This window comes from Pseudarthrobacter sp. NPDC092439 (genome assembly GCF_044754945.1).
GTDB lineage: Bacteria > Actinomycetota > Actinomycetes > Actinomycetales > Micrococcaceae > Arthrobacter.
This window is the reverse complement of the sequence record NZ_JBIVQB010000003.1, coordinates 420457-441048: the sequence shown is the minus strand read 5'-3', so window position 1 is coordinate 441048 and position 20592 is coordinate 420457. Positions and strand designations below refer to the sequence as shown.

At 65.6% G+C, this 20592-nt stretch carries 21 protein-coding genes; 12 read left to right on the top strand and 9 right to left on the bottom strand.

The genetic code is table 11. The features are described 5' to 3' along the window. The first annotated feature begins 25 nt into the window (after positions 1-25). The 6 genes from ACIQCM_RS10100 (at position 26) to ACIQCM_RS10075 (ending at position 3944) form a co-directional block, all read left to right on the top strand. The gene (locus ACIQCM_RS10100; RefSeq protein WP_400605618.1) at positions 26-1198 is read left to right on the top strand and encodes a Gfo/Idh/MocA family protein; all 1173 of its coding nucleotides are present in this window, start codon (positions 26-28) and stop codon (positions 1196-1198) included. Positions 1199-1264: 66 nt separating this feature from the next. Continuing rightward, a complete protein-coding gene (locus ACIQCM_RS10095) occupies positions 1265-1603 on the top strand; it encodes a putative quinol monooxygenase (protein ID WP_400605620.1) in 339 nt (112 codons plus the stop codon). Positions 1604-1692: 89 nt separating this feature from the next. After that, positions 1693-1923, top strand: coding sequence for a hypothetical protein (locus ACIQCM_RS10090; protein WP_400605622.1), 231 nt, complete (start codon positions 1693-1695; stop codon positions 1921-1923). 123 nt (positions 1924-2046) lie between these two features. Continuing rightward, positions 2047-2781 carry a hypothetical protein gene (locus ACIQCM_RS10085; protein ID WP_400605623.1) on the top strand — a complete coding sequence of 245 codons (735 nt, stop codon included), beginning with the start codon at positions 2047-2049 and terminating at the stop codon, positions 2779-2781. Positions 2782-2801: 20 nt separating this feature from the next. Beyond that, positions 2802-3305, top strand: a complete 504-nt coding sequence (locus ACIQCM_RS10080; protein ID WP_400605626.1) for an SRPBCC family protein — start codon at positions 2802-2804, stop codon at positions 3303-3305. 72 nt (positions 3306-3377) lie between these two features. Then, entirely contained in the window at positions 3378-3944 is a 567-nt protein-coding gene (locus ACIQCM_RS10075) for a dihydrofolate reductase family protein (RefSeq protein ID WP_400605629.1), read from the top strand. A 153-nt stretch (positions 3945-4097) separates the two neighbouring features. Here the strand turns inward: ACIQCM_RS10075 and ACIQCM_RS10070 are convergent, their stop codons facing one another. Both ACIQCM_RS10070 and ACIQCM_RS10065 read right to left on the bottom strand, forming a co-directional pair. Beyond that, positions 4098-5396: an Nramp family divalent metal transporter gene (locus ACIQCM_RS10070; protein WP_400605632.1), complete on the bottom strand. Its 1299-nt coding sequence runs from the start codon at positions 5394-5396 to the stop codon at positions 4098-4100. A 128-nt stretch (positions 5397-5524) separates the two neighbouring features. After that, the gene (locus ACIQCM_RS10065) at positions 5525-6460 is read right to left on the bottom strand and encodes a dihydrodipicolinate synthase family protein (protein ID WP_400605634.1); all 936 of its coding nucleotides are present in this window, start codon (positions 6458-6460) and stop codon (positions 5525-5527) included. Positions 6461-6627: 167 nt separating this feature from the next. On the opposite strand from ACIQCM_RS10065, the gene ACIQCM_RS10060 reads away from it, so the two are divergent. After that, entirely contained in the window at positions 6628-7647 is a 1020-nt protein-coding gene (locus ACIQCM_RS10060) for a LacI family DNA-binding transcriptional regulator (RefSeq protein ID WP_400605637.1), read from the top strand. Between the two features lie 18 nt (positions 7648-7665). Here ACIQCM_RS10060 and xylB read toward each other — a convergent pair whose 3' ends face one another. Further along, complete coding sequence (gene xylB, locus ACIQCM_RS10055; protein ID WP_400605639.1) at positions 7666-9066, bottom strand: xylulokinase; 1401 nt, start codon at positions 9064-9066, stop codon at positions 7666-7668. A gap of 3 nt (positions 9067-9069) precedes the next feature. Continuing rightward, the gene (locus ACIQCM_RS10050) at positions 9070-10014 is read right to left on the bottom strand and encodes a sugar-binding transcriptional regulator (protein ID WP_400605640.1); all 945 of its coding nucleotides are present in this window, start codon (positions 10012-10014) and stop codon (positions 9070-9072) included. A gap of 219 nt (positions 10015-10233) precedes the next feature. On the opposite strand from ACIQCM_RS10050, the gene ACIQCM_RS10045 reads away from it, so the two are divergent. The 5 genes from ACIQCM_RS10045 to ACIQCM_RS10025 all read left to right on the top strand — a co-directional run bounded on the left by ACIQCM_RS10045 (position 10234) and on the right by ACIQCM_RS10025 (position 16173). Next, entirely contained in the window at positions 10234-11583 is a 1350-nt protein-coding gene (locus tag ACIQCM_RS10045) for an ABC transporter substrate-binding protein (protein ID WP_400605642.1), read from the top strand. 81 nt (positions 11584-11664) lie between these two features. Next, positions 11665-12633, top strand: coding sequence for a carbohydrate ABC transporter permease (locus ACIQCM_RS10040; RefSeq protein ID WP_400605644.1), 969 nt, complete (start codon positions 11665-11667; stop codon positions 12631-12633). Continuing rightward, complete coding sequence (locus ACIQCM_RS10035; RefSeq protein ID WP_400605646.1) at positions 12630-13577, top strand: carbohydrate ABC transporter permease; 948 nt, start codon at positions 12630-12632, stop codon at positions 13575-13577. The genes ACIQCM_RS10040 and ACIQCM_RS10035 overlap by 4 nt, the downstream gene beginning before the upstream one ends. Before the next feature lie 32 nt (positions 13578-13609). Next, on the top strand, positions 13610-14683 hold the full coding sequence (locus tag ACIQCM_RS10030) for an NAD(P)-dependent alcohol dehydrogenase (protein ID WP_400605649.1): 1074 nt from the start codon (positions 13610-13612) through the stop codon (positions 14681-14683). 17 nt (positions 14684-14700) lie between these two features. Beyond that, complete coding sequence (locus ACIQCM_RS10025) at positions 14701-16173, top strand: mannitol dehydrogenase family protein (RefSeq protein WP_400605652.1); 1473 nt, start codon at positions 14701-14703, stop codon at positions 16171-16173. Between the two features lie 103 nt (positions 16174-16276). Here ACIQCM_RS10025 and ACIQCM_RS10020 read toward each other — a convergent pair whose 3' ends face one another. The 5 genes from ACIQCM_RS10020 to ACIQCM_RS10000 all read right to left on the bottom strand — a co-directional run bounded on the left by ACIQCM_RS10020 (position 16277) and on the right by ACIQCM_RS10000 (position 20365). Further along, the gene (locus ACIQCM_RS10020; RefSeq protein ID WP_400605654.1) at positions 16277-16594 is read right to left on the bottom strand and encodes a putative quinol monooxygenase; all 318 of its coding nucleotides are present in this window, start codon (positions 16592-16594) and stop codon (positions 16277-16279) included. Positions 16595-16746: 152 nt separating this feature from the next. Continuing rightward, positions 16747-17769 carry a DUF808 domain-containing protein gene (locus tag ACIQCM_RS10015; RefSeq protein ID WP_400605656.1) on the bottom strand — a complete coding sequence of 341 codons (1023 nt, stop codon included), beginning with the start codon at positions 17767-17769 and terminating at the stop codon, positions 16747-16749. A gap of 155 nt (positions 17770-17924) precedes the next feature. Continuing rightward, entirely contained in the window at positions 17925-18245 is a 321-nt protein-coding gene (locus tag ACIQCM_RS10010; protein WP_400605658.1) for a zf-TFIIB domain-containing protein, read from the bottom strand. Positions 18246-18307: 62 nt separating this feature from the next. Continuing rightward, complete coding sequence (locus ACIQCM_RS10005) at positions 18308-18667, bottom strand: lipopolysaccharide assembly LapA domain-containing protein (RefSeq protein ID WP_400605661.1); 360 nt, start codon at positions 18665-18667, stop codon at positions 18308-18310. Positions 18668-18823: 156 nt separating this feature from the next. Continuing rightward, the gene (locus ACIQCM_RS10000) at positions 18824-20365 is read right to left on the bottom strand and encodes an alanine/glycine:cation symporter family protein (RefSeq protein WP_400605663.1); all 1542 of its coding nucleotides are present in this window, start codon (positions 20363-20365) and stop codon (positions 18824-18826) included. Positions 20366-20592: the final 227 nt, after the last annotated feature.

Genomic DNA, 20592 nt, shown 5'->3' with positions numbered 1-20592 from the left:
TGCCTTCCGGAAGGAAAAGACTCACATGCAGAACCTCAACGTCGGCCTCATCGGAGGCGGCTTCATGGGCAAGGCCCACTCGTTGGCTTACGCCGCCATGCCTATGTTCTTCTGGCCTGCACCGGCTATGCCGGTCCGCAAAGTGATTGCAGAAGCCAGCGAAGACCTCGCTTCGGAAGCGGCCCGCCGCTTCGGCTTCGAAAAGTCCACGTCGGATTGGCGCAGCATCATCGAGGACCCCGACATTCACGTCGTCGATATTGCTACGCCCAATCACCTCCACGCCGAGATTGCCATTGCCGCGGCTGAGGCGGGAAAACACATTATCTGCGAAAAGCCCCTGGCGCGTACCGGCGAAGAGTCCAAGGCCATGTATGACGCGGTCAAGGACAAGAACATCGTCCACATGGTGGCCTTCAACTACCGGCGCACCCCTGCCGTTGCGCTGGCAAAGAAGTACATCGAGGAAGGCGCCATTGGTCGCATCCTCAGCTTCCGCGGGACCTACCTGCAGGACTGGAGCGCGGACCCCAACTCGCCGCTCTCCTGGCGCTTCCAGAAATCCATCGCAGGTTCCGGCGCCCTCGGCGACATCGCAACCCACGTCATTGACATGGCGCGCTACCTCGTCGGTGAGTTCAGCGCCGTCAACGCCGTCCTGTCCACCTGGATCCCCGAGCGCCCGCTGCAGGCCGGCGGCGCCGACGCACTCGGCACCGTCCGCGGCGGAGAAGGCCCCCGAGGCCAGGTTGACGTGGACGACGAAGTGATGACCATGATCCGGTTCGCCAACGGAGCCGTCGGTTCGGTGGAAGCGACGCGCAACGCCCACGGCAGGAACAACTACATCACCTTCGAAATCCACGGAACCGAAGGAAGCATCGTGTTCAACTACGAGCGCCGCGACGAACTGCAGGTCGCCTTCGCTTCAGACCAGGCCGACCGCCGTGGCTTCCGCACCGTGTATACCGGCCCGGCACACCCCTACGGAGAAGGCCTCTGGCCCATCCCCGCCCTGGGCATCGGATACGGCGAAACGAAGATCATCGAGGCTTACGACTTCTTCAAGGCCATCGCAGAAGGCGGCAGCGTCAGCCCCAGTTTTGCCGACGGCTACCAGGTGGCACTGATCGACGACGCAATCGTCGAATCCGCCGCCAAGGAAACATGGGTCGAGGTCCCACAGATCAACGCATGACCCAACGGGAGGGGCGGCCGTGCCGCCCCTCCCGGCCCGGCACAGGAACAGCGGAGGACGCACAAATTGCCAGATACAACAGCAAGCCAAGAAGAAGCGCACGTCTGGCTCATGCCGGTGTTTACCGCAAAACCAGGGCAGGAAGCGGCGCTTCGTGAAGCGCTCGCCGGGCTGCAGTCAGCCAGCAGAAAAGACGCCGGATGCCTCGAATACACGGTCTTCGCTGACGATCAGAGGCCAGGTACGTTCGTCCTCTTTGAAGGCTGGGCCCGGCACGAGGACCTTGAGGCCCACAACGAAGAAGACCATGTGAAGGACTTCGTGACGAGGGTGCAGCCACTGCTGGCCATGCCGTTCACCGTCACTCCCATCACGCCTCTTGCCTGTTACGGTCAGGCTCTTTGAACGCTTCGTGGGAACTGAACTGATCCCGAATCCTGTAGGGAACACGGACTGGCCTCCAACTCCAAGGCCCTTCGTGGAAGACTTCGCGTATGGGCATCGGGCAATGGTGGATAAGACTGCAGCCATCCACGCGGGAATGGCTGATTGATAACAACGGCGGCGTGGTACCGGAAGGCGTGGTGGCTGAAATCGCCCGCGCCGGGGGACCGGCCAGCACCGATCCGTGGTGGGCCGGCCTGGGCGAAGAACCGGGCCACTATTTCCCGGACGAAGCCATTGATTGGGTCGAAGCGATGGCGAATGATGAGAACCCCGTCTGAGGAGCCGCTGCCCGCTGCAGCGATTGCTAACGGGCACAACGAATGCGTCCAGAACGCCGATCCCATAGCGCACGGCGTCGCATGAATTAGACGTGCGTCACTAACCGGTGTAAGGGTGGACGGATGAATGCCGATATCAACTTCTACTTCGATCCGGTTTGCCCTTTCGCGTGGATGACCAGCAAATGGGTTCGGCTGGTGCAGGCCCGGCGGGACTACACCGTGGACTGGCGGTTCATTGCCCTGCGCCAGATCAACGCCGACGTTGACTATGACGCCCATTTCCCGCCTGAGTACGAGGCCGGACACACCGCCGGGCTCCGGCTGCTGCGGGTGGCGGCCAGGGCGCGCGCCGAGCACGGCCGCGAGTCGATCGCCCGCCTCTACGAAGCATTCGGAACACACATCTTCGAAACTGCGCCGGACACAGACCAGCGCACCGGGGGCGAGGTACGTGAGCGGCGCGGGACGCGGGAATTTGTCGAGCCGATCCTCGCCGAGGCCCGCTTGCCCCTGGCGCTGGCGGACGCTCTCGACGACGAATCCTGGGACCTTGAAATCCGGCAGGAAACGGATGAGGCGCTGGCCCTGACAGGCAAGGACGTGGGCACTCCCATCATCCACTTTGAGCCCCCCGCGGGCGTGGCCTTCTTCGGGCCCGTGATCAGCCGCCTGCCGGACGAGGAGTCGGCCGCCGAACTGTGGGACCACGTCGTGGGGCTGGCACGCTTCCCCGGTTTCGCGGAACTCAAGCGCAGCCTGCGCGAGCAGCCGCAGCTTCCTGCCTTCGGAGTGGCCGCGGATACGGTCGGCCAGCAGGAGGACTGGCACGGCGGCAGCCGCAGGCAGAAAAAGTGAACGACAGGAAGGACGGACCCATGAACCAGACCGGCATCCGCCAATACCGGGAGTCCATTACGGTCCAGGCATCAGCCGAAACCCTCTACGACCTGGTCTCGGACATCACCCGCACCGGCGATTGGAGCCCTGTCTGTACATCGTGCTGGTGGGATGACGAGGACACCGCCGGCCAGCCCGGGGCCTGGTTCACCGGGCGCAATGAACTGCCGGAGCGTACGTGGGAGACCCGGTCGCAGGTGGTGGCAGCCGACCGCGGCCGCGAGTTCGCCTGGGTCGTAGGAGGCAAGTTTGTCCGCTGGGGCTTCACCATGACCCCTGCGGATGCCGGGACGACGCTCACCGAGTCATGGGAATTCCTGCCGGACGGGATAGCCATGTTCGAGGAAAAGTTCGGCGACGGGGCCCAGGCCCAGATCGCCGACCGTACCCAGCAGGCACTCGACGGCATTCCCGTAACACTGGCCGCCATCAAGCGGATTGCAGAATCCAAATCCACCCGGTTGGTAAACAGCCGCGTGTAACAAAGACACCGTGACCGCCGAACCCCATGAACCGGCCACGCCGGCCCGCTCGCATCGCTCAAGGAGCACCCCATGCGGAAAATCATCCTGATGATGTCGCTGTCCGTGGACGGCTTCTTCGAGCGGCCGGGCCGGGACATCAGCTGGCACCGCGTGGACGAGGAACTGCACCAGCACTTCAATGACGAACTGCGGGCAATGGGCGCGTTCCTCAGCGGCCGGGTCACCCACGAACTGATGGCGGACTTCTGGCCAACCGCCGACCAGGCCCCGGACGCCCCGCCCGTCATGGCCGAGTTCGCCGGCATCTGGCGGGACAAGCCCAAGTACGTCTTCTCCCGCACCCTCACCTCGGCGGGCTGGAACACCACGGTGATTCCCGCCGTCGTGCCTGAACAGATTGCGGAGCTGAAGGTGCAGCCCGGCGGCGACCTGGTGCTCGGCGGGGCAAACCTGTCGCAGGCGTTCCTGCGGCTGGGCCTGGTGGACGAATACCGGCTCTACATCCACCCTGTGGTGGTGGGGGAGGGGCAGCGGCTGTTCCGGTCGCCGGACTTCACCGCGGACCTCGAGCTGGCCGGCACCCGCGCCTTCGGCAACGGGGTGGTCCTGCTCCAGTACCGGCGCGGCGGGGACTGACAGGCCCGTCACGGCCCCAGGGCGGGCGTACGACGGCGGGAGGTTCCGCCGTCGTACGTTCCCGCCTTTCGCGACGGCCGCCACAGCGCACGCACGGCAGTGCCCCCGCCGGCCCGGCGGGGGCACTGCCTGTTGACGGGGCCGTCAGTCCCCTTATCCGATAAGGATGGTGATGAGCCTGATGGAGGAGCTGATGATGGCGATGAGGCCTACGACCGCGAAGACGTTGTGCCACCACTTGTTGCGGAGGTCGCCCATGACGGCGGTCTTGTTGGCCATGGTCACGATCAGAATTCCGAGCAGTGGGGCGATGAGCACGGTCAGGGACTGGGCGATGACGATGAGCCCGACCGGCGAGGACTGGAACGACAGGGTGATGATCAGGCCGAAGGCCAGGATCAGTCCGGTGCAGATGCGGGCGGTGGGGGACCCTGCTTTCGGGCCGCGGCCCAGCGCGTCGGAGAGCATGGTGCCTCCGGCGGTGGCGTTGGCGATCATGGAGGAGAACGCTGCCCCGGACAGGCCCAGGGCGAACACCATCGAGCCCACCGGCCCTGCCAGCGGCGTGAAGACGGAGGCAAGGGCGTTGATGGTGCCGGCCTCGGCGCCGGTCTTTCCGAGTACTGCAGCGGCGACCAGGATCACCAGGGCGGTCATGATGCCGGGGGCCACGATGCCGGGAATGGTGTCCACGAGGGTGATGTCCCGGTAGTCGGCACGGGTGCGGCGGTGTTCCTTCACACCGTAGGAGGTGTAGAAGGCGGCGTTGATGGAGAAGTTGGTGCCCACCAGTGCCACGATGAGGATTTCGCTGCCGGCCGGCAGTTGGGGAACCATTCCGGCCATGGACCGGTACCAGTCGGGCTGGGCCACGATGGTACTGGCGATGAAGGCCAGGCCCATGAGGACCACGATGCCCAGGAGGACCTTTTCGACGACCCCGTAGACGTTGCGGAAGGCCAGGACGAAGCCGACGGCGGCCGTGCAGACGACCGTCCACAGCACCGGGGATCCTCCGAAGACCAGGGACAGGCCCAGGCCCGATCCCACGGCGTTGCCGACGGAGAACATCAGGGTGATGCCGAAGACGCCGAAGCCTGCCAGCACCCCGACCCATTTGCCCAGGTGCTCCTTGATCGAGCTGATCAGGGAGACGGGGGTGACGATCCCGAGCCGGACGCTCATGTCCGTGAAGAAGATCATCAGGACGGTGGAGACGGCGATGACCCACACGAGGGAGTAGTCAAACCGGCTGCCGGCCTGCACGGCGGTGGTGAGGTTGCCGGGACCGAACTGCCATGCCCCGACCACGAAGGCCGGGCCCATGAGGGCAAGGTAGCCCAGGAACGTGCGTTGTTTCTTGGTGGTCCCCTGGTTAGGGGTTCCGTGCTGCGTTGCCATCTGCTCGTCCCTGGTGCCGGGGTGTGTGATGGTCCTATTCTGCTCGCGCATTGGCGAGTCCTCCTTATTCAGCGGCGTTGCTGGGTGGTCGTCATTGACCGGAATGGAGAGTGTGAAGCTTTGGGGCCGGGCGGCGGGTAGCGGGACCCGCCGCCCGGAAGGATCCGTGAAGGGGTGGATCAGACGCGGGCGGTGACGCTGCCCAGGTTGGCGGACTTCAGGGCCAGTGCGATCTCCTGGTCCGCACCCTCCGCCAGGGGAAGCAGCGGCGGGCGGACGGTGGCGTGCTCGAGGATGCCGCGGGCCACCAGGCCTTCTTTGAGGGCGACGGTGCCTTCCATGTGGGAACCGCGGTGGTACACGTTCTTGGTCACCGGCAGGAGGCGGTCATGGATGGCACGCGCTGCCTTGTAGTCACCGGCCTTGCCGGCGGCGATGAGCTCCACCAGGGGCTCCGGTGCCAGTCCGCCATAGCCGACCAGGGCGCCGTCGACGTCGAACATGGTGTGCAGCAGGTATTCGTCGTGGCAGGTGAGGATCTGCAGGTCGGGGAAGGTGGCGCGCAGGACCGGGATCTCGGTATCCCAGCGCTTCATGTTCCGGACACCGTTCTTGGTGGCGAACACGCCCTCCTGGCCGGCAATCTCGAGCTGGGTCTCCAGGTCGTAGGTGGCCTTGGTGGCGTCCGGGTACTGGAACAGGATCAGCGGCAGGCCGGAGGTTTCGTAGATTTCCTTGTAGCGGGTCTGCGGGGCGCCCTTCTGGTAGCCGAAGCGGAGCCAGCCGTGGGACGGGTAAACCAGGCCTGCCGAGGCGCCTGCCTCGACGGCGCGCTTGGCCTCGAGGGCTGCGACGGTGTTTCCCTCGCCGGTGATGCCGGCGATGATGGGAAGCTCGCCATTCACGGCGTTCTTGAACTCGCGGATCACCAGGGCCTGCTCGTCCTGGGTCAGGAACGTTCCTTCGCCGGCGTGGCCCAGGACCACCAGGCCCTTGACGCCCTCGACGCTGGCCAGCCAGCCGCCCAGGCGGTGGATCGCGTCGACGTCGACGCTGCCGTCGCGGTTGAACGGGGTGACGGGTGCGGGGACCAGCCCACGGAGATCGATGGTCATTGGAACTACCTCATGTCTTCTTTGATGGTCGGCCGTCCCGCTTCTTTGTGAAAACGTTTGCGGGAACGTTTTCAGGTTCGCACGTGTCACAGCTCACTGTCAAGAGAACGTTTGCAAAAAGGGGAATAGAGTGTCTGTTACACCCCTGCTGAAGAGGAGAACGGCCCATGGAACCGGCCCCCGGCACCATCGTCACGCTCAAGGACGTCGCCGCCGCGAGCGGCGTCAGCATCTCCACGGCCAGCCGCGCGCTGGATGAGCGCACGACGTCCCGCTCAGCCGCTGCCGCGCATGTACGGAAGGTTGCCGAGGAACTGGGCTACCGGCGGAACTCGTTCGCCTCGAGCCTGCGGCGGGGGGAGACCCGCACGCTCGGCGTCCTCGTCCCGCGGCTGAGCGACACCGTCATGGCGCTGATGTTCGAGGAGCTGGAACGGGCGGCGTCCTCGCGCGGCTACTTCGCCATGGTGGCCACCAGCGGTGATGATCCGGACGACGAACGGCGTGCCGCCGAGACGCTGCTGGACCGCAACGTAGACGGGCTGATCCTGGCCACGGCCAGGCTCGACGACGGCCTTCCGCTCTTCCTGCGCGAACGCCGCGTCCCGCACGCCCTGGTGCTGCGCACTGACGGCGTCAGCCCGTCCGCGCTGGGTGACGACGAAGTGGGCGGCTACCTCGCCGTGCGCCACCTCATCGACCTGGGGCACCGCGACATTGCGGTCGTCACGGGCCCCTCCTTCACGTCCACGGGCATAGCCCGCCTGGCGGGGGCCCGCAAGGCCATGGACGAAGCGGGGATCACCCCGTCCGAGTCCTGGCTCGTGGCGGCCGGCTACGGCATTGAAAACGGTTTCGCTGCAGGAGAAGTGCTTCTGGCCGCGGAAAAACGGCCTACTGCGGTGTTTGCCGCCAACGACAACACCGCCATGGGCATCATGGCGGCCGCCCACCGCCATGAGCTGAGGATCGGCCCCGACCTTGCACTGGTGGGCTACAACGACACGCCGTTGTCCGCCAGGCTTCCCACCCCGCTGACGTCGGTCCACGTTCCCCTGGACCAGATCGCCAGGACGGCCATCGACCTCATCATGGACCCAACCCAGGAACCCCGGATCAGGAAGTCGATCCCCACACTCATTCCGCGTGAATCCAGCGGGCCGCCGCGTAAGGTCGGGGACAGGTAGGCCGGCAGCCCACCAGGGCTATACCCCGTAGAAGGCCTTGCGGGCTTCCGCGTAACGTTCCCGAACGGCCAGGCCCCAGTCCCCGTCGGGCTCGTAGGCGGCGTCTATCTTCCGGCTCCAGTCAGGGAGTTCCCCGGAGGCTGCCCATGCGGCCTGCCTGGCTGCGCCGAGTGCCACATACTCCCGGGTTGCGGGTACTTCGACCGGCAGGTTGAAGATGCTTGCGGCGGCCTGGCGCAGCGCCTGGGACTTCGAGCCGCCGCCGATGAGGAGCACCTTGTCCGGGGCGCCGCCGGAGCGCTTCAGGACGTCGACGGCGTCGGCCAGCGAGTTCAGGACGCCGAGGACGGAAGCGCGGGCAAGGTTTTCCGGAGTCATGTTTGCCCTGGTCAGGCCCGCGAGGCTGCCGTTCGAATTGGGGAGGTCAGGGCTGCGCTCGCCGTCGAGATAGGGGATGAAGGTCAGGCCGCCGGCGTCCCTGTCGGCGCGTTGGGCCAGGTCGTCGAGCCGGGCGAGGTCGACGTCGAGCATGGCTGCTGTGGCGGCCATGACGCGGGCCGAATTGAGCATGGCCAGGAGGGGAAGGTGACCGCCGGCGGCGTCGGCGAATCCTGCGATGCTGCCGGTTTGGTCCCGGGTTGCTGATTCGGTGCTAGTGAAAACGGTTCCGGACGTGCCGATCGAGACGACAACCTCGCCGGGACGCAGGCCAAGGCCCAGTGCTGCTGCCGCATTGTCGCCGGCGCCAGCTGCCAGGACGGCGCCATCGATGCCCCAGCCGCCGCGGACGGTCCCCGCCTGCTCATGGGAGGCCACGACGCGCGGAAGGTTGGGTACGCGCCCAAAAAAGCGTTCCAGCAGGTCCGTCCGGTAGCTGTTCGTCACCGGGGAGAAGTATCCCGTGCCCGAGGCATCGCTCCGGTCGGTACTAAAGTCCCCGCCGAGGGCGCCGTTCAGCCAGTCGTGCGGCAGGACTACCTGGTCCACGCGGGCGGCGGCTTCAGGCCTGTTCCGTGCGAGCCATGCCAGCTTGGAGATGGTGAAGGAAGCCACCGGCACCAGGTTTACAGCGTCAACCCAGGCCTCGGAGCCCAACTCATCCCGGAGCCGCGCCGCGTCGGGCGCACTGCCGGTATCGTTCCACAGCAGCGCATCGTGGACGGGTGTCCTGGAACTGTCCAGGGCCACCATGCCGTGCTGCTGCGCCGCGATGCCGGCACCGGCAACTGAGCTCCCCAAGCTGTCCGCGCCGGCCTTCCGCCACGCGTCCTTCAGTGCCCCAGTCCAGATCCGCGGATCCACTGCGGTGAGGTCCGGATGGGCGGCGGCACCCGCGGTGATGACCTCGCCACTGGCCGCATCGACGGTGAGGACCTTGCAGGACTGCGTGGAGGAGTCCACGCCGACGACAACGCTCATAGCTTATTTCTCCTCATTCATTAGCTCGTAAAGGGCCTTGGCCAGCGGGATATCCATGATCAGCGTAGTGATGAATCCGGCCCTGGCCACGGCCCGTACTGCGTCCGCCCGGGCCTTGCCCTGTGCCACGGCAATGACGTTGGGGGTGCGCTGCAGCTGCTTGATGGTGACGGCGATGATGTGCTCGTCCAGTCCCGACTTGACCGCAGTGCCAGACGCATCCAGCAGCCTGCCCGAGCACTCCGCCACGGCGCCGGCCTCCAAGGCCCGTTGCCGGATTGACTCGTCGGCCCGCTCCCAGACGGTGGAGCTGCCGGCCTTCCAGGCGCCGATGGCCACTACCGCAAGGTCCAATGAATCGGCTTTGGTGAGGGCGCCGGCGATTTCCTGCTGCCGGCGAAGTCCGGATGCAGTGATGGGATCTTCAACCACGAGGGGCGCCCACAGGGGCCACGTCATCCCGTCGCTCAAATGTCCAAGGCGCTGAATAAGCTCCAGCGGGTTGCTTTCTGCCGCCGCCGGCAGGGCGCCCGCCAGCTGTACGATGTCGCAACGGGGAAGGTCGCGGACCAGCTGCGAGGCGACATCCAGGGTGCGGGACCATGAAATGCCCAGCGTTCCGCCGGCCGGTGCTTGACGGGTAATTTCGGCAGCTGCAGCTTTGGCCAGAATCCTGCGGGCCTGGTTTTCGTCACCGCTGGAGTCTGCGACCACAACCTGCCGGATACCCAGCCATGACTCGAGCCGCCGCACGTCCGAGTCGGAGAAGGCGGAGGGGAAGTGCACCTTGATTTCCACGATGCCCTTTTCACGCGCCTCAGCGAGCAGCCGCGCTACCTGGAACCGTGAAATTGCATGGCTGGCAGCAATCTCCACCTTTGGCCGGTTTTCCAGGTAGTAATCCCTGCTGACCTGTGCCAGAAGCTCGTCATGCGAAGACCCGGACACCGATTCACCTCCTTTGGACGATCAATTGAGAAATCTGCTCTTGCTCAATCGAGTGTATATGACTAGAGTCACATGACAGATGAGCGGATCGGGTCTGCTCAAAAGTGCAGGGCGGTTGAGAGACCGTCGTACGCTTCGGCCCGAGTGATCATCCAGTCCGCAGGCCCGGGAACAGCGGTCCGGACTGGTTCCCAGACCTTTAAGCACAAAGGAGTTCTTATGCGCCCCACTATGCGCGCTGCCTCGTTCGCTGCCGGTGCCTTGTGCATCGCCCTCTCCGCATCGGCTTGTGCCGGTGCCGGCGGCGGTACGGCTGACGGTGATCAGAAGAGCATTAATGTCCTGATGGTGAACAATCCTCAGATGGAGGATCTGCAGAAGCTCACTGCGGATAACTTCACGAAGGAGACGGGGATCAAGGTTAATTACACGATCCTGCCGGAGAACGATGTGCGGGCGAAGATCAGTCAGGAGTTCTCGAGCCAGGCGGGCCAGTACGATGTGGCTTCGCTGTCGAATTACGAGATTCCGTTCTATTCGGAGAACGGTTGGCTGGCCCCGCTTGATGCCGTGGCGGAAGACCCCGAGTTTAATCAGGACGACATCCTGCCTGCCTACACCGCGTCGCTGACGGGCAAGGACGGCAAGCTGTATGGCGAACCTTTCTATGGGGAGTCGTCTTTCCTGATGTACCGGAAGGACGTCTTGGAGGCCAAGGGCCTGACGATGCCGGAGAAGCCCACGTGGGACCAGGTGGCGGAGCTGGCGGCGAAGGCTGATGGTGCCGCTCCGGGTATGAAGGGCATCTGCCTGCGCGGCCAGCCGGGCTGGGGCCAGGTCTTCGCTCCGTTGACGACGGTGGTGAACACGTTCGGGGGTACCTGGTTCGATAAGGACTGGAATGCCCAGGTCAATGCCCCGGAGTTCAAGGAAGCCACGCAGTTTTATGTGGATCTGGTGAAGAAGCATGGTGAGGCCGGTGCTGCCCAGGCCGGGTTCACGGAGTGCCTGAACAACATGTCCCAGTCCAAGGTGGCGATGTGGTACGACGCTACCTCCGCCGCCGGTGCCCTTGAAGCTGAGGGTTCGCCGGTGAAGGGCAAGATCGGTTACGCCCAGGCGCCGGTGAAGAAGACGGATTCTTCGGGCTGGCTGTGGACCTGGTCCTGGGGCGTGCAGGCTGCCTCGAAGAAGCAGGACGCTGCGGGGAAGTTCATTGCGTGGGCCAGTTCGAAGGAGTATGAGGAGCTGGTTGCGGAGAAGCTTGGCTGGGCCAAGGTTCCGTCGGGGAAGCGGATTTCCACGTATGAGAACGCTGAGTTCCAGAAGGCCGCACCGTTCTTCGAAGCGGAGCGTTCGGCGATTGAGAACGCGGATCCGAAGAACCCGGGTCTGCAGGAACGTCCCGTGGTTGGTATCCAGTTCGTGGGTATTCCGGAGTTCGCGGATCTTGGCACCACGGTGTCGCAGGGCGTGAGTTCGGCCATTGCCGGGCAGGGCACCGTTGAGGACGCGCTGGCCAAGGGTCAGGAAGCGGCCCAGAAAATCGGCGACAAGTACAAGAAGTAACCACCCACCGATCGGTTTTGCGGCCCGCCCCTTCTTTTTGATCCGGGGCGGGGTGGGCCGCAGGACCGCAGGAGACAGATGATGACTATCGCACCAGCGCGCGCAGCCCGCCCAGGGCACGGCGCCCCTAAACTTCCGAAGGATGCCAGGGCGCGTGAACGCGCGACGGCGTGGGCGCGGCGCGCGCCGCTGCTGCCGGCCCTGGTTTTCCTGATCATCGTCACCCAGTTGCCTTTCGCCGCGACGTTGATCATTTCGTTCCTGAACTGGAACAGCCTGCGCCCGGACCAGACGGGATTCGCGGGTTTCAGCAACTACGTGGAGGTCCTCACCAACGCGGACCTGCGCCAGGCGATCTTCACCACGATCCTCCTGACGGTGTCCGTGGTGCTCGCGTCCCTGCTCATCGGCCTCGGTCTGGCATTGCTGCTGGATAAGAAGTTCATCGGCCGCGGCCTGGCCCGCACCCTGCTGATCGCACCGTTCCTGGTGGTTCCCGTGGCTGCCGCGCTGGTGTGGAAGCACGCCCTGCTGAACCCGACCTATGGGCTGATCAACGGGACCCTGACCTGGATCTGGTCCCTGTTCGGCTCTGATTCCCCGCCGCAGCCGGATCTGCTCTCCCAGGCGCCGCTGATGGCGGTGATCCTGTCCCTGGTGTGGCAGTGGACCCCGTTCATGATGCTGATCCTGCTCGCCGGGCTGCAGTCCCGGCCCATGGACACCGTGGAAGCGGCCCAGATGGACGGGGCGAGCCCGTGGGAGATCTTTACCCACCTGACGCTGCCGCACCTGCGCCAGTACCTGGAACTTGGCGGCCTGCTCGGCGCGATCTATATCGTGCAGAACTTCGACGCCGTGTTCACCCTGACCTCCGGCGGGCTGGGAACCGCGAACCTGCCCTACTCGATCTACCAGACGTTCTACTTCGCCAACGAGTACGGCCTGGCCTCAGCAACCGGCGTGGTGGTGGTGATCGGCACGATCATCGTGGCGACCTTCGCCCTGCGCACCGTTTTCTCGCTCTTCAAGAAGGAGGCAGCACGATGAGCACAACGACTCCTGCCGCACCCCGCAGTACACCTCCCGGCCCTACCGCTTTGAACACCGGATCCCGACGCCGCGGCTTCGAGTGGTTCAGGATGTCGGGCCGGGGCAAGTCCCGGATGGACCCGACCCGGAACAACACCGCCGCCGGCATCGCCGCGTGGCTGCTGGCCCTGCTGTTCGCCGCCCCGGTGCTGTGGATGATCCTGACCTCCTTCCACACTGAAACGGATGCCGCCACCAACCCGCCGTCCGTCGGCGCACCGCTGACGCTTGATGCCTATGCCGAGTTCTTCGGGGCCAGCTCGGGGGTCAGCCCCTGGCCGCCGCTGATTAATTCGGCCACCGCATCGGTCCTGTCCACGGTGCTGGTGCTGATCCTGGCCATCCCGGCCGCCTACGCCCTCTCGATCAGGCCGGTGAAGAAGTGGACGGACGTGATGTTCTTCTTCCTTTCCACCAAGATGCTGCCGATCGTGGCGGCTGTCCTGCCGCTGTTCCTGTTCGCCAAGACCATCGGCGGGCTGGACAACATCTGGTTCCTGATCCTCATGTACACGTCCATGAACCTGCCCATCGCAGTCTGGATGATGCGCTCCTTCCTCGCCGAAGTCCCCGTCGAAATGCTCGAAGCGTCCCAAATCGACGGCGCCGGCCTCCTCCTGACCCTCCGCGCCGTTGTCGCCCCTGTCGCGATGCCCGGCATCGCAGCGACCGCCCTGATCTGCTTCATCTTCAGCTGGAACGAACTGCTCCTCGCCCGCGTCCTCACCGGTGTCATGGCCGGAACCGCACCGGTCTTCCTCACCGGCTTCGTCTCCAGCCAAGGCCTCTTCCTCGCCAAGGTCTGCGCCGCCGCCGTCGTCATCTCCCTGCCCGTGCTCTTCGCCGGATTCGCCGCCCAGGACAAACTCGTCCAGGGCCTGTCCCTCGGCGCCGTCAAATAAACCTGCGGAACCTCCGGAAGGACACACCACCAATGACCACCCCCACCACCCAAGCGACCGCCGGGAACGACTCCACCGCGTCCACGGAACAGCCCGCGACCATGCGCGCCAACATCCTCAAACGCCAGGGCGACATGGCCATGGAAACCCTGCCCCTTCCGCAGCCGGACGCCGACCAGGTCCTGGTCCAGGTCGCCGCCGTCGGGGTCTGCGGCAGCGACGTGCACTACTACGAACACGGCCGGATCGGCCCCTACGTCGTGGACCACCCCCTGATCCTCGGCCACGAACTCTCCGGCCGGATCACCGCCGTCGGAACCAACGTGGATCCCGCCCGCATCGGCCGCCGCGTCGCCGTCGAACCCCAGCGCCCCTGCCGCACCTGCAAGCAGTGCAAGGCCGGACGCTACAACCTCTGCCCGGACATCGGGTTCTACGCCACCCCGCCGATCGACGGCGCCTTCGCCGAATACGTCACCATCCAGTCCGACTTCGCCTACGACATCCCCGACAGCGTCAGCGACGAAGCCGCAGCCCTGATCGAACCGCTCTCGGTCGGTCTCTGGGCCTGCGAGAGGGCGGAGATCCGTCCGGGCAGCCGGGTCCTGATCGCGGGTGCCGGACCGATCGGCATCATCGCCGCCCAGGCCGCCCGCGCCTACGGCGCCACCGAAATCTACATCAGCGACATCGCCGAAGACCGCCTGGCTTTCGCCCTTGAACACGGCGCCACCCACGCCCTCAACGCCAGGACCGACACCGTGGAAGGGCTCGACGTCGACGCGTTCATCGACGCCTCCGGCGCACCACAGGCAGTCCGCGCCGGCATCAAGGCCGTGGCACCGGCCGGGCGCGTCATCCTGGTGGGGCTCGGCGCCGACGACGTCGAACTCCCCGTCTCCTACATCCAAAACCGCGAAATCTGGCTCTCCGGCGTCTTCCGCTACACCAACACCTGGCCCCTGGCCATCCAACTCATCGCCGACCGGAAAGTCGACCTCGACATCCTCGTCACCGGCAAATACCCCCTCACCCAAGCCGAAGCGGCGCTCAAAGCCGGCAAAACCCCCGGCCAGCTCAAAGCCGTCGTCTACCCCGGCCGCTGAACCCGAAAGGACAACCCATGCAACCGCTCACCGCTGCAACACTGAAGGACCTCCCGGCGGACCTGGCCAGGCCGGATTACGACCGTTCTGCCCTGACGGCGGGCATCGTGCATTTCGGTGTCGGCGGCTTCCACCGCGCGCACCAGGCCATGTACCTGGACCGGCTGATGAACGCCGGACAGGCCTACGATTGGGCCATCTGCGGTGTGGGCGTCCTGCCCGGCGATGCCCGGATGAAGGAAGTCATGGACAGCCAGGACTGCCTGTACACCATGGTGGTGAAGAACCCGGACGGGACGCGGGAAGGCCGGGTCATCGGATCCATCATCGAGTACCTCTTTGCGCCCGATGACCCAGAGGCCGTCATCGAGAAGATGGCATCCGACGCCGTCCGGATCGTATCGCTGACCGTCACCGAGGGCGGGTACAACTTCCACCACGTCACCGGAGAGTTCGACGCCGGGAACCCCGACGTGCTCCACGACCTGGCCCCCGGGGCAGCACCCCGGACCACCTTCGGGCTGGTCACCGAGGCCCTGGCCCGCCGGCGTGCCCGCGGGCTGGCACCCTTCACCGTGATGTCCTGCGACAACATTCAGGGCAACGGAGATGTCGCCAGGAAAATGTTCACCGCTTTCGCCGTCCTCAAGGATGCGGACCTGGGGAAGTGGGTGTCGGAGAACGTGCCCTTCCCCAACAGCATGGTGGACCGGATCACCCCCGTCACCACCGACGCCGACCGGGAAGCGATCGCCCGGGAATTCGGGGTGCAGGACGCCTGGCCGGTGGTTTGCGAGCCGTTCGAGCAGTGGGTCCTGGAAGACCGCTTCAGCCTGGGCCGGCCGGCCTTCGAGAAAGCCGGGGTACAGCTGGTGGAGGACGTGGAACCCTATGAGTTGATGAAGCTCCGCCTGCTGAACGCCAGCCACCAGGGCATGTGCTATTTCGGCTACCTCGCCGGCTACCGTTACGCCCACGAAGTTGCCCAGGATCCGCTGTTCGCGCAGTTCCTGCTGGACTACATGGACAATGAGGCCACCCCGACCCTGCACCCGGTGCCCGGCATCGACTTGGCGGACTACAAGCACACCCTTATCGCACGCTTCTCCAACGAACACGTCCGTGACACCTTGGCCCGGCTCTGCGCCGAAAGCTCGGACCGGATCCCCAAATGGCTGCTGCCTGTCGTCCGGATCAACCTCGAACGCGGCGGCGAGATCCACCGCTCCGCGGCGATCGTGGCCAGCTGGGCCCGCTACGCCGAAGGCCTGGACGAACAGGGCAATCCGATCGACGTCGTTGACCGGCTGAGGGACACCCTCACGGCGGCAGCCGCACGCCAGCGGCGGGAACCGCTAGCCTTCCTCTCAAACCGCGAAGTCTTTGGTGACCTCATCGACGACGAACGGTTCGTCAGCGCGTACCTGGATGCGCTTGGCAGCCTGCACCACCAGGGCGCCACGGAAACCGTCAGGAAACTCCGGTCCTGAACGAAGGGGTTCCCGGGACGGTGTGAAAGCTTAGGCCCGGGAACTCCGGCCCGGGGACCGCCGCGTCAGCAGGGCTAACCCCGGCGCTGTGCCCTTTTATGCCTTACTCGACGGCAAGTTCCCCGAGCTTCGACCAGCCGTCCACCTTCACGTTGATGATGTCCGGGGTCCGGGCCAGGTATGCCGGCAGCTCGGCGGTGGCCTTCTTGAAGTGCTCCGAGTTCACGTGCGCGCCGCCGGCCTCGTCATCGCGGAAGGCTTCGATCAGGACGTAAGTGTTGGGATCCTCCACGGAACGGGACCACTCAAAGAACAGGCAGCCCTCTTCGGCGTTGGTCCCTTCGGTGAACCCGCGTGAGATCTCCGGCCACGCATCGGCGTGCTCCGGCTTGACCGGGAACTTGGCGGTAATGAAAATCAACGGTCGTCCTTTCTTCGCTGCGTCATCTGTACTGCGTAATTACCCCGTGCCCGGGTCGGCAGCCAACATCCGCCCCCGCGAGATGGCACTTAACGGCAATGCGGCGGCCCAACATTGCTATTAAGTGCCATCTCGCGGAGGCGGCGGGCCCGCTAAGGCGCCGTTCCGCCGTCGTGCTTCTGTGGACGGTACCCGGCAATTTCGGCACGGACATCGCCCTCCTGGTGGCTGCCCTTGTCCTTGCCGAAGGGGAGCGCGTGCAGCAGCGGGTGGACCACGGTGAGGACCAGCAGGCCCCAGGCGAGCCCGAGGACGGCGGAGAGTGCCGTGTTCACGAGCCAGGCCAGCGCGCCGCCCACCACGGCGACGTGCGCCACCGGCTCTTCCAGCGTGTGGACCAGGTCGTAGAGGAGGTGCCAGCCGAGGTCATGGGTGCCCTGCAGCATGATGTGGCCGCCCACCCACAGCATGGCGATAGTGCCAATGAAGGTGATCGCGGCCAGCACTTTCGGCATCCCCCTGACCAGCAGCCCGCCGATGCGCTGTGAGCTGGCGGACTCTTTGGCGGCCAGGTGCAGGCCGATGTCGTCCATCTTCACGATCAGTGCCACGGCACCGTACACCAGCACCGTAATGGCGAGGGCCACCACCACCAGGATCAGCGCCCGCGCCAGCAGCGATTCGCGGGCCACCTCGTTCATCGAGATGACCATGATTTCGCAGGACAGGATGAAGTCGGTGGTGATGGCTCCCTTCACCACCTTGTCCTCGGCCTCCGGGCCACGCTCAACCGCCGGTGCCTGCTCATCCGCGTGGTCCCTGCGGATCTTGTGCCAGACTTTCTCGGCGCCCTCGTAGCAGAGGTAGGTGCCGCCGAGCATGAGGATGAACGGGATGGCCCACGCGGCGAAGGCGCTGATAAGCAGCAGCGCCGGCAGGATGACCAGCAGCTTGTTCCGGAGCGAGCCCCAGAAGATCTTCCGGATCATCGGCAGTTCGCGGGACGGGTCCTTGCCGGATACGTACTGCGGGGTGACGGCGGCGTCATCAATCACCACGCCGGCGGCTTTGGTGCCCGCTTTCGCGGCCCCGGCTGCAATGTCGTCCACCGAGGCGGCGGCAATGCGGGCAAGGGCTGCGACGTCGTCCAGGAGGGCGACCAGGCCGCCGCTCACAGGCCACTTCCGGGCTGTTCGACGGCGGACGGCTGGGCGTCCAGGGCACGGTTCAGGAGCGTGATCGGCATGCTGAGAGTATATGGGACAGGGCAGCCGCGGGGGCGTCCGTTCCGGACGGGGCGGCCCGGAACAGACACGGCTCTGGAATCCGCCTAGAAGTCGAACAGGTCGCCCAGCCAGCCTTCCTTCTTCTTGTGCCGCCGGTCGTGGTCGCGGTCATAGCCTGGTTTGTCATTGCGGCGGCTGTCGTAGCTGCGCTCGTCCCGCCGCGGGTCGTGGCTGGTGTAGAGGGGCGGGGGAGTGGGGGCCGCGGGACGGGCCGGCGCGGGTGCCGTGGCGGCAGCGGCACGGTCCAGGATCTTGTCCAGCTCCCCCCGGTCAAGCCACACACCCCGGCATTGCGGGCAATAGTCGATTTCAACGCCGCTGCGTTCGGTCATGACAAGTTCCACTGAATCCAAAGGACATTTCATACCCGCACAACGTTCGGCGGGCCCGAAAGTTCCGCGCGCCCTTTGGCGGAACGCCTTCGCCGTCAGCCCTCCCTGCGGAGCATCCGCACCCTGCGGGCGTTGGAACGGAGCTGGATGATGCGCGCGGCGCCGGCAATGGCTACCACTATTCCGCCTGCGACGCTGGCGATGAACATAGCCATCCCCAGCGGAAGCGTACCCTCCAAGCCCAGGAACATCACCCTGGCGGGCTCCTGGTTCTGCAGGATGAAAATGATCAGCAGCACCAGCAGGAGAAGCGCAACCACCACCGCCACCCAGACCACTCCGGACCGGGTCGGTTTGGGCCTGCCATCAAAGGATGCCGGAGGCGCTGTGTCCGGCGATCCGCCCGGCGGCTGGTGCGGCGGCAGGCCTCCGGGTGTGGCAGGTTCGGACGCCATCCTGATCACTTTCCTTTGATCGCCACCAGCTGGATTTTCAGGATACGCCCGCGGCGGTAGCGGCGGAACCGCACGCTGCGGCGGGGAACGACGACGGCGGGGTGCCGGCAGAAAAGCCGGCACCCCGCCGTCGTACTTCATTAAGTTCTGAGCAGCCTAGACGCGTGCGTCTTCCTTTTCGCGCTCGGCGGCCTTGTAGGACTCCCAGAACGTGGCGCCCGTGATGCCCAGGGGCCGCGGGTCGAAGACCGGGTCCAGCCCCAGCTTCTGCTGCCGCTCGTAGTCCTTGAGGGCCTTGAACGCCGGTTTCTGCAGGACCAGGATGCCGACGATGTTCAGCCATGCCATGAGGCCCACGCCGATGTCGCCCATGGTCCAGGCGTCGGCAGCGGTGTTCACGCAGCCGTAGGCAACAGCGACGATGACCAGAACCTGCAGGACCACGGTGGTCACCCGGCCCAGGCTGGCACGCATTCCGGGGATCATGGTGTTCGAGGACTTGCCCAGGAGGAAGCGCAGGTTGGTCTCGGCCATGTAGTAGTACGCGATAATCGTGGTCAGGCAGAAGAAGATCAGCGTGACGGCGATGAACGCGGCACCGAAGCCCGGGAAGACAGAGTCGAAACCGGTCTGGACGTACTGCGGACCAACCGTGGCCGTGGCGGAGAGCAGGCCGCCCTCAGCCAGCACCTCGCCGTCCTCGCTGCCGCCGGAGAACACACGGTAAGCGCCGGTGGAGAGCACCAGGAAGCCGGTGGCGGAGCAGACGAACAGGGTGTCGATGTAGACGGCGAACGCCTGGACGAGGCCCTGCTTGGCCGGGTGGGAAACCTCGGCGGCGGCGGCGGCGTGCGGGCCCGTGCCCTGGCCGGCCTCGTTGGAGTAGACGCCGCGCTTGACGCCCCACATCACGGCCATGCCGATGATGGCGCCGAGCGCCGCGTCCATGCCGAAGGCGCTGCGGAACACCAGTGCGAACATTGCGGGGAGCTCGGAGGCGTTGACGAAGACGACCACGAGGGCCAGGACGATGTAGCCGAGGGCCATGAACGGAACGACGAACGAGGCGACGTTGGCGATGCGCTTGACGCCGCCCACGATCACCAGGGCCAGGACGACGGCGGCACCGATGGCGACCAGCCACGCCGGCACGGTCCAGGCACCCTCGATGGCGGTGGCCATGGAGTTGGCCTGGACGCCCGGCATGAGGACACCGCACGCCAGGACGGTCACGGCAGCGAAGACGTAGCCGTACACCTTGAAGAAGCCGGCGGCCTTGGTGTGGGCGAAGGCGCGGGAGAAGTAGTAGGCCGGGCCGCCGCGGTATTCACCGGTCTGCGGGTCACGGGCCTTGTAGATCTGGCCGAGGGTGCACTCGATGAAGGACGTGGAGGCGCCGAGGAAGGCGACAGCCCACATCCAGAAAAGTGCGCCCGGGCCGCCGAAGGCGATGGCAGTGGCGACACCGGCGACGTTGCCGGTGCCGACGCGGCCGGACAGGGACATGGCGAGGGCCTGGAACGAGGAGACGCCGTCGGCGGACTTCTCGCCGTTCAGCAGCTGCTGGACCATTCCCTTCATGTGGCGCACCTGCAGGAAGCGGGAGCGGACGGAGAAGTAGACGCCGGTGGCCAGGCACAGGTAAACGAGCCAGTCGCTCCAGATAACGCCATTGACAGCGGATAAGACATCGCTCATGAGTGGGTTCCCTCCATGAAGAGCGTGGGTGATGCGAAACGGATGCGGTTTGGCGGGGCGTACGGACGGGCAGGTAAACCCGTGGTGGGCGCCACACAAACCTGTGAAGTTTCTCACGCGATTCGGCCGCGCGTCCAATTGACCGAATATCGCGCAGGCCTGCCGCCCGCTCGGGTGGCACTTTCGCGCGCCTGTTACCCAACTGAGGGAGCCGCCGGAGGTTTGGG

Bases quoted from the DNA above. Each gene is read 5' to 3' on its own strand.
- ACIQCM_RS10100 (WP_400605618.1), top strand. From the start codon at position 26: ATGCAGAACCTCAACGTCGGCCTCATCGGAGGCGGCTTCATGGGCAAG.
- ACIQCM_RS10090 (WP_400605622.1), top strand. From the start codon at position 1,693: ATGGGCATCGGGCAATGGTGGATAAGACTGCAGCCATCCACGCGGGAA.
- ACIQCM_RS10085 (WP_400605623.1), top strand. From the start codon at position 2,047: ATGAATGCCGATATCAACTTCTACTTCGATCCGGTTTGCCCTTTCGCG.
- ACIQCM_RS10080 (WP_400605626.1), top strand. From the start codon at position 2,802: ATGAACCAGACCGGCATCCGCCAATACCGGGAGTCCATTACGGTCCAG.
- ACIQCM_RS10075 (WP_400605629.1), top strand. From the start codon at position 3,378: ATGCGGAAAATCATCCTGATGATGTCGCTGTCCGTGGACGGCTTCTTC.
- ACIQCM_RS10070 (WP_400605632.1), bottom strand. From the start codon at position 5,396: ATGCGCGAGCAGAATAGGACCATCACACACCCCGGCACCAGGGACGAG.
- ACIQCM_RS10065 (WP_400605634.1), bottom strand. From the start codon at position 6,460: ATGACCATCGATCTCCGTGGGCTGGTCCCCGCACCCGTCACCCCGTTC.
- ACIQCM_RS10060 (WP_400605637.1), top strand. From the start codon at position 6,628: ATGGAACCGGCCCCCGGCACCATCGTCACGCTCAAGGACGTCGCCGCC.
- xylB (WP_400605639.1), bottom strand. From the start codon at position 9,066: ATGAGCGTTGTCGTCGGCGTGGACTCCTCCACGCAGTCCTGCAAGGTC.
- ACIQCM_RS10045 (WP_400605642.1), top strand. From the start codon at position 10,234: ATGCGCCCCACTATGCGCGCTGCCTCGTTCGCTGCCGGTGCCTTGTGC.
- ACIQCM_RS10040 (WP_400605644.1), top strand. From the start codon at position 11,665: ATGACTATCGCACCAGCGCGCGCAGCCCGCCCAGGGCACGGCGCCCCT.
- ACIQCM_RS10035 (WP_400605646.1), top strand. From the start codon at position 12,630: ATGAGCACAACGACTCCTGCCGCACCCCGCAGTACACCTCCCGGCCCT.
- ACIQCM_RS10030 (WP_400605649.1), top strand. From the start codon at position 13,610: ATGACCACCCCCACCACCCAAGCGACCGCCGGGAACGACTCCACCGCG.
- ACIQCM_RS10025 (WP_400605652.1), top strand. From the start codon at position 14,701: ATGCAACCGCTCACCGCTGCAACACTGAAGGACCTCCCGGCGGACCTG.
- ACIQCM_RS10010 (WP_400605658.1), bottom strand. From the start codon at position 18,245: ATGAAATGTCCTTTGGATTCAGTGGAACTTGTCATGACCGAACGCAGC.
- ACIQCM_RS10005 (WP_400605661.1), bottom strand. From the start codon at position 18,667: ATGGCGTCCGAACCTGCCACACCCGGAGGCCTGCCGCCGCACCAGCCG.
- ACIQCM_RS10000 (WP_400605663.1), bottom strand. From the start codon at position 20,365: ATGAGCGATGTCTTATCCGCTGTCAATGGCGTTATCTGGAGCGACTGG.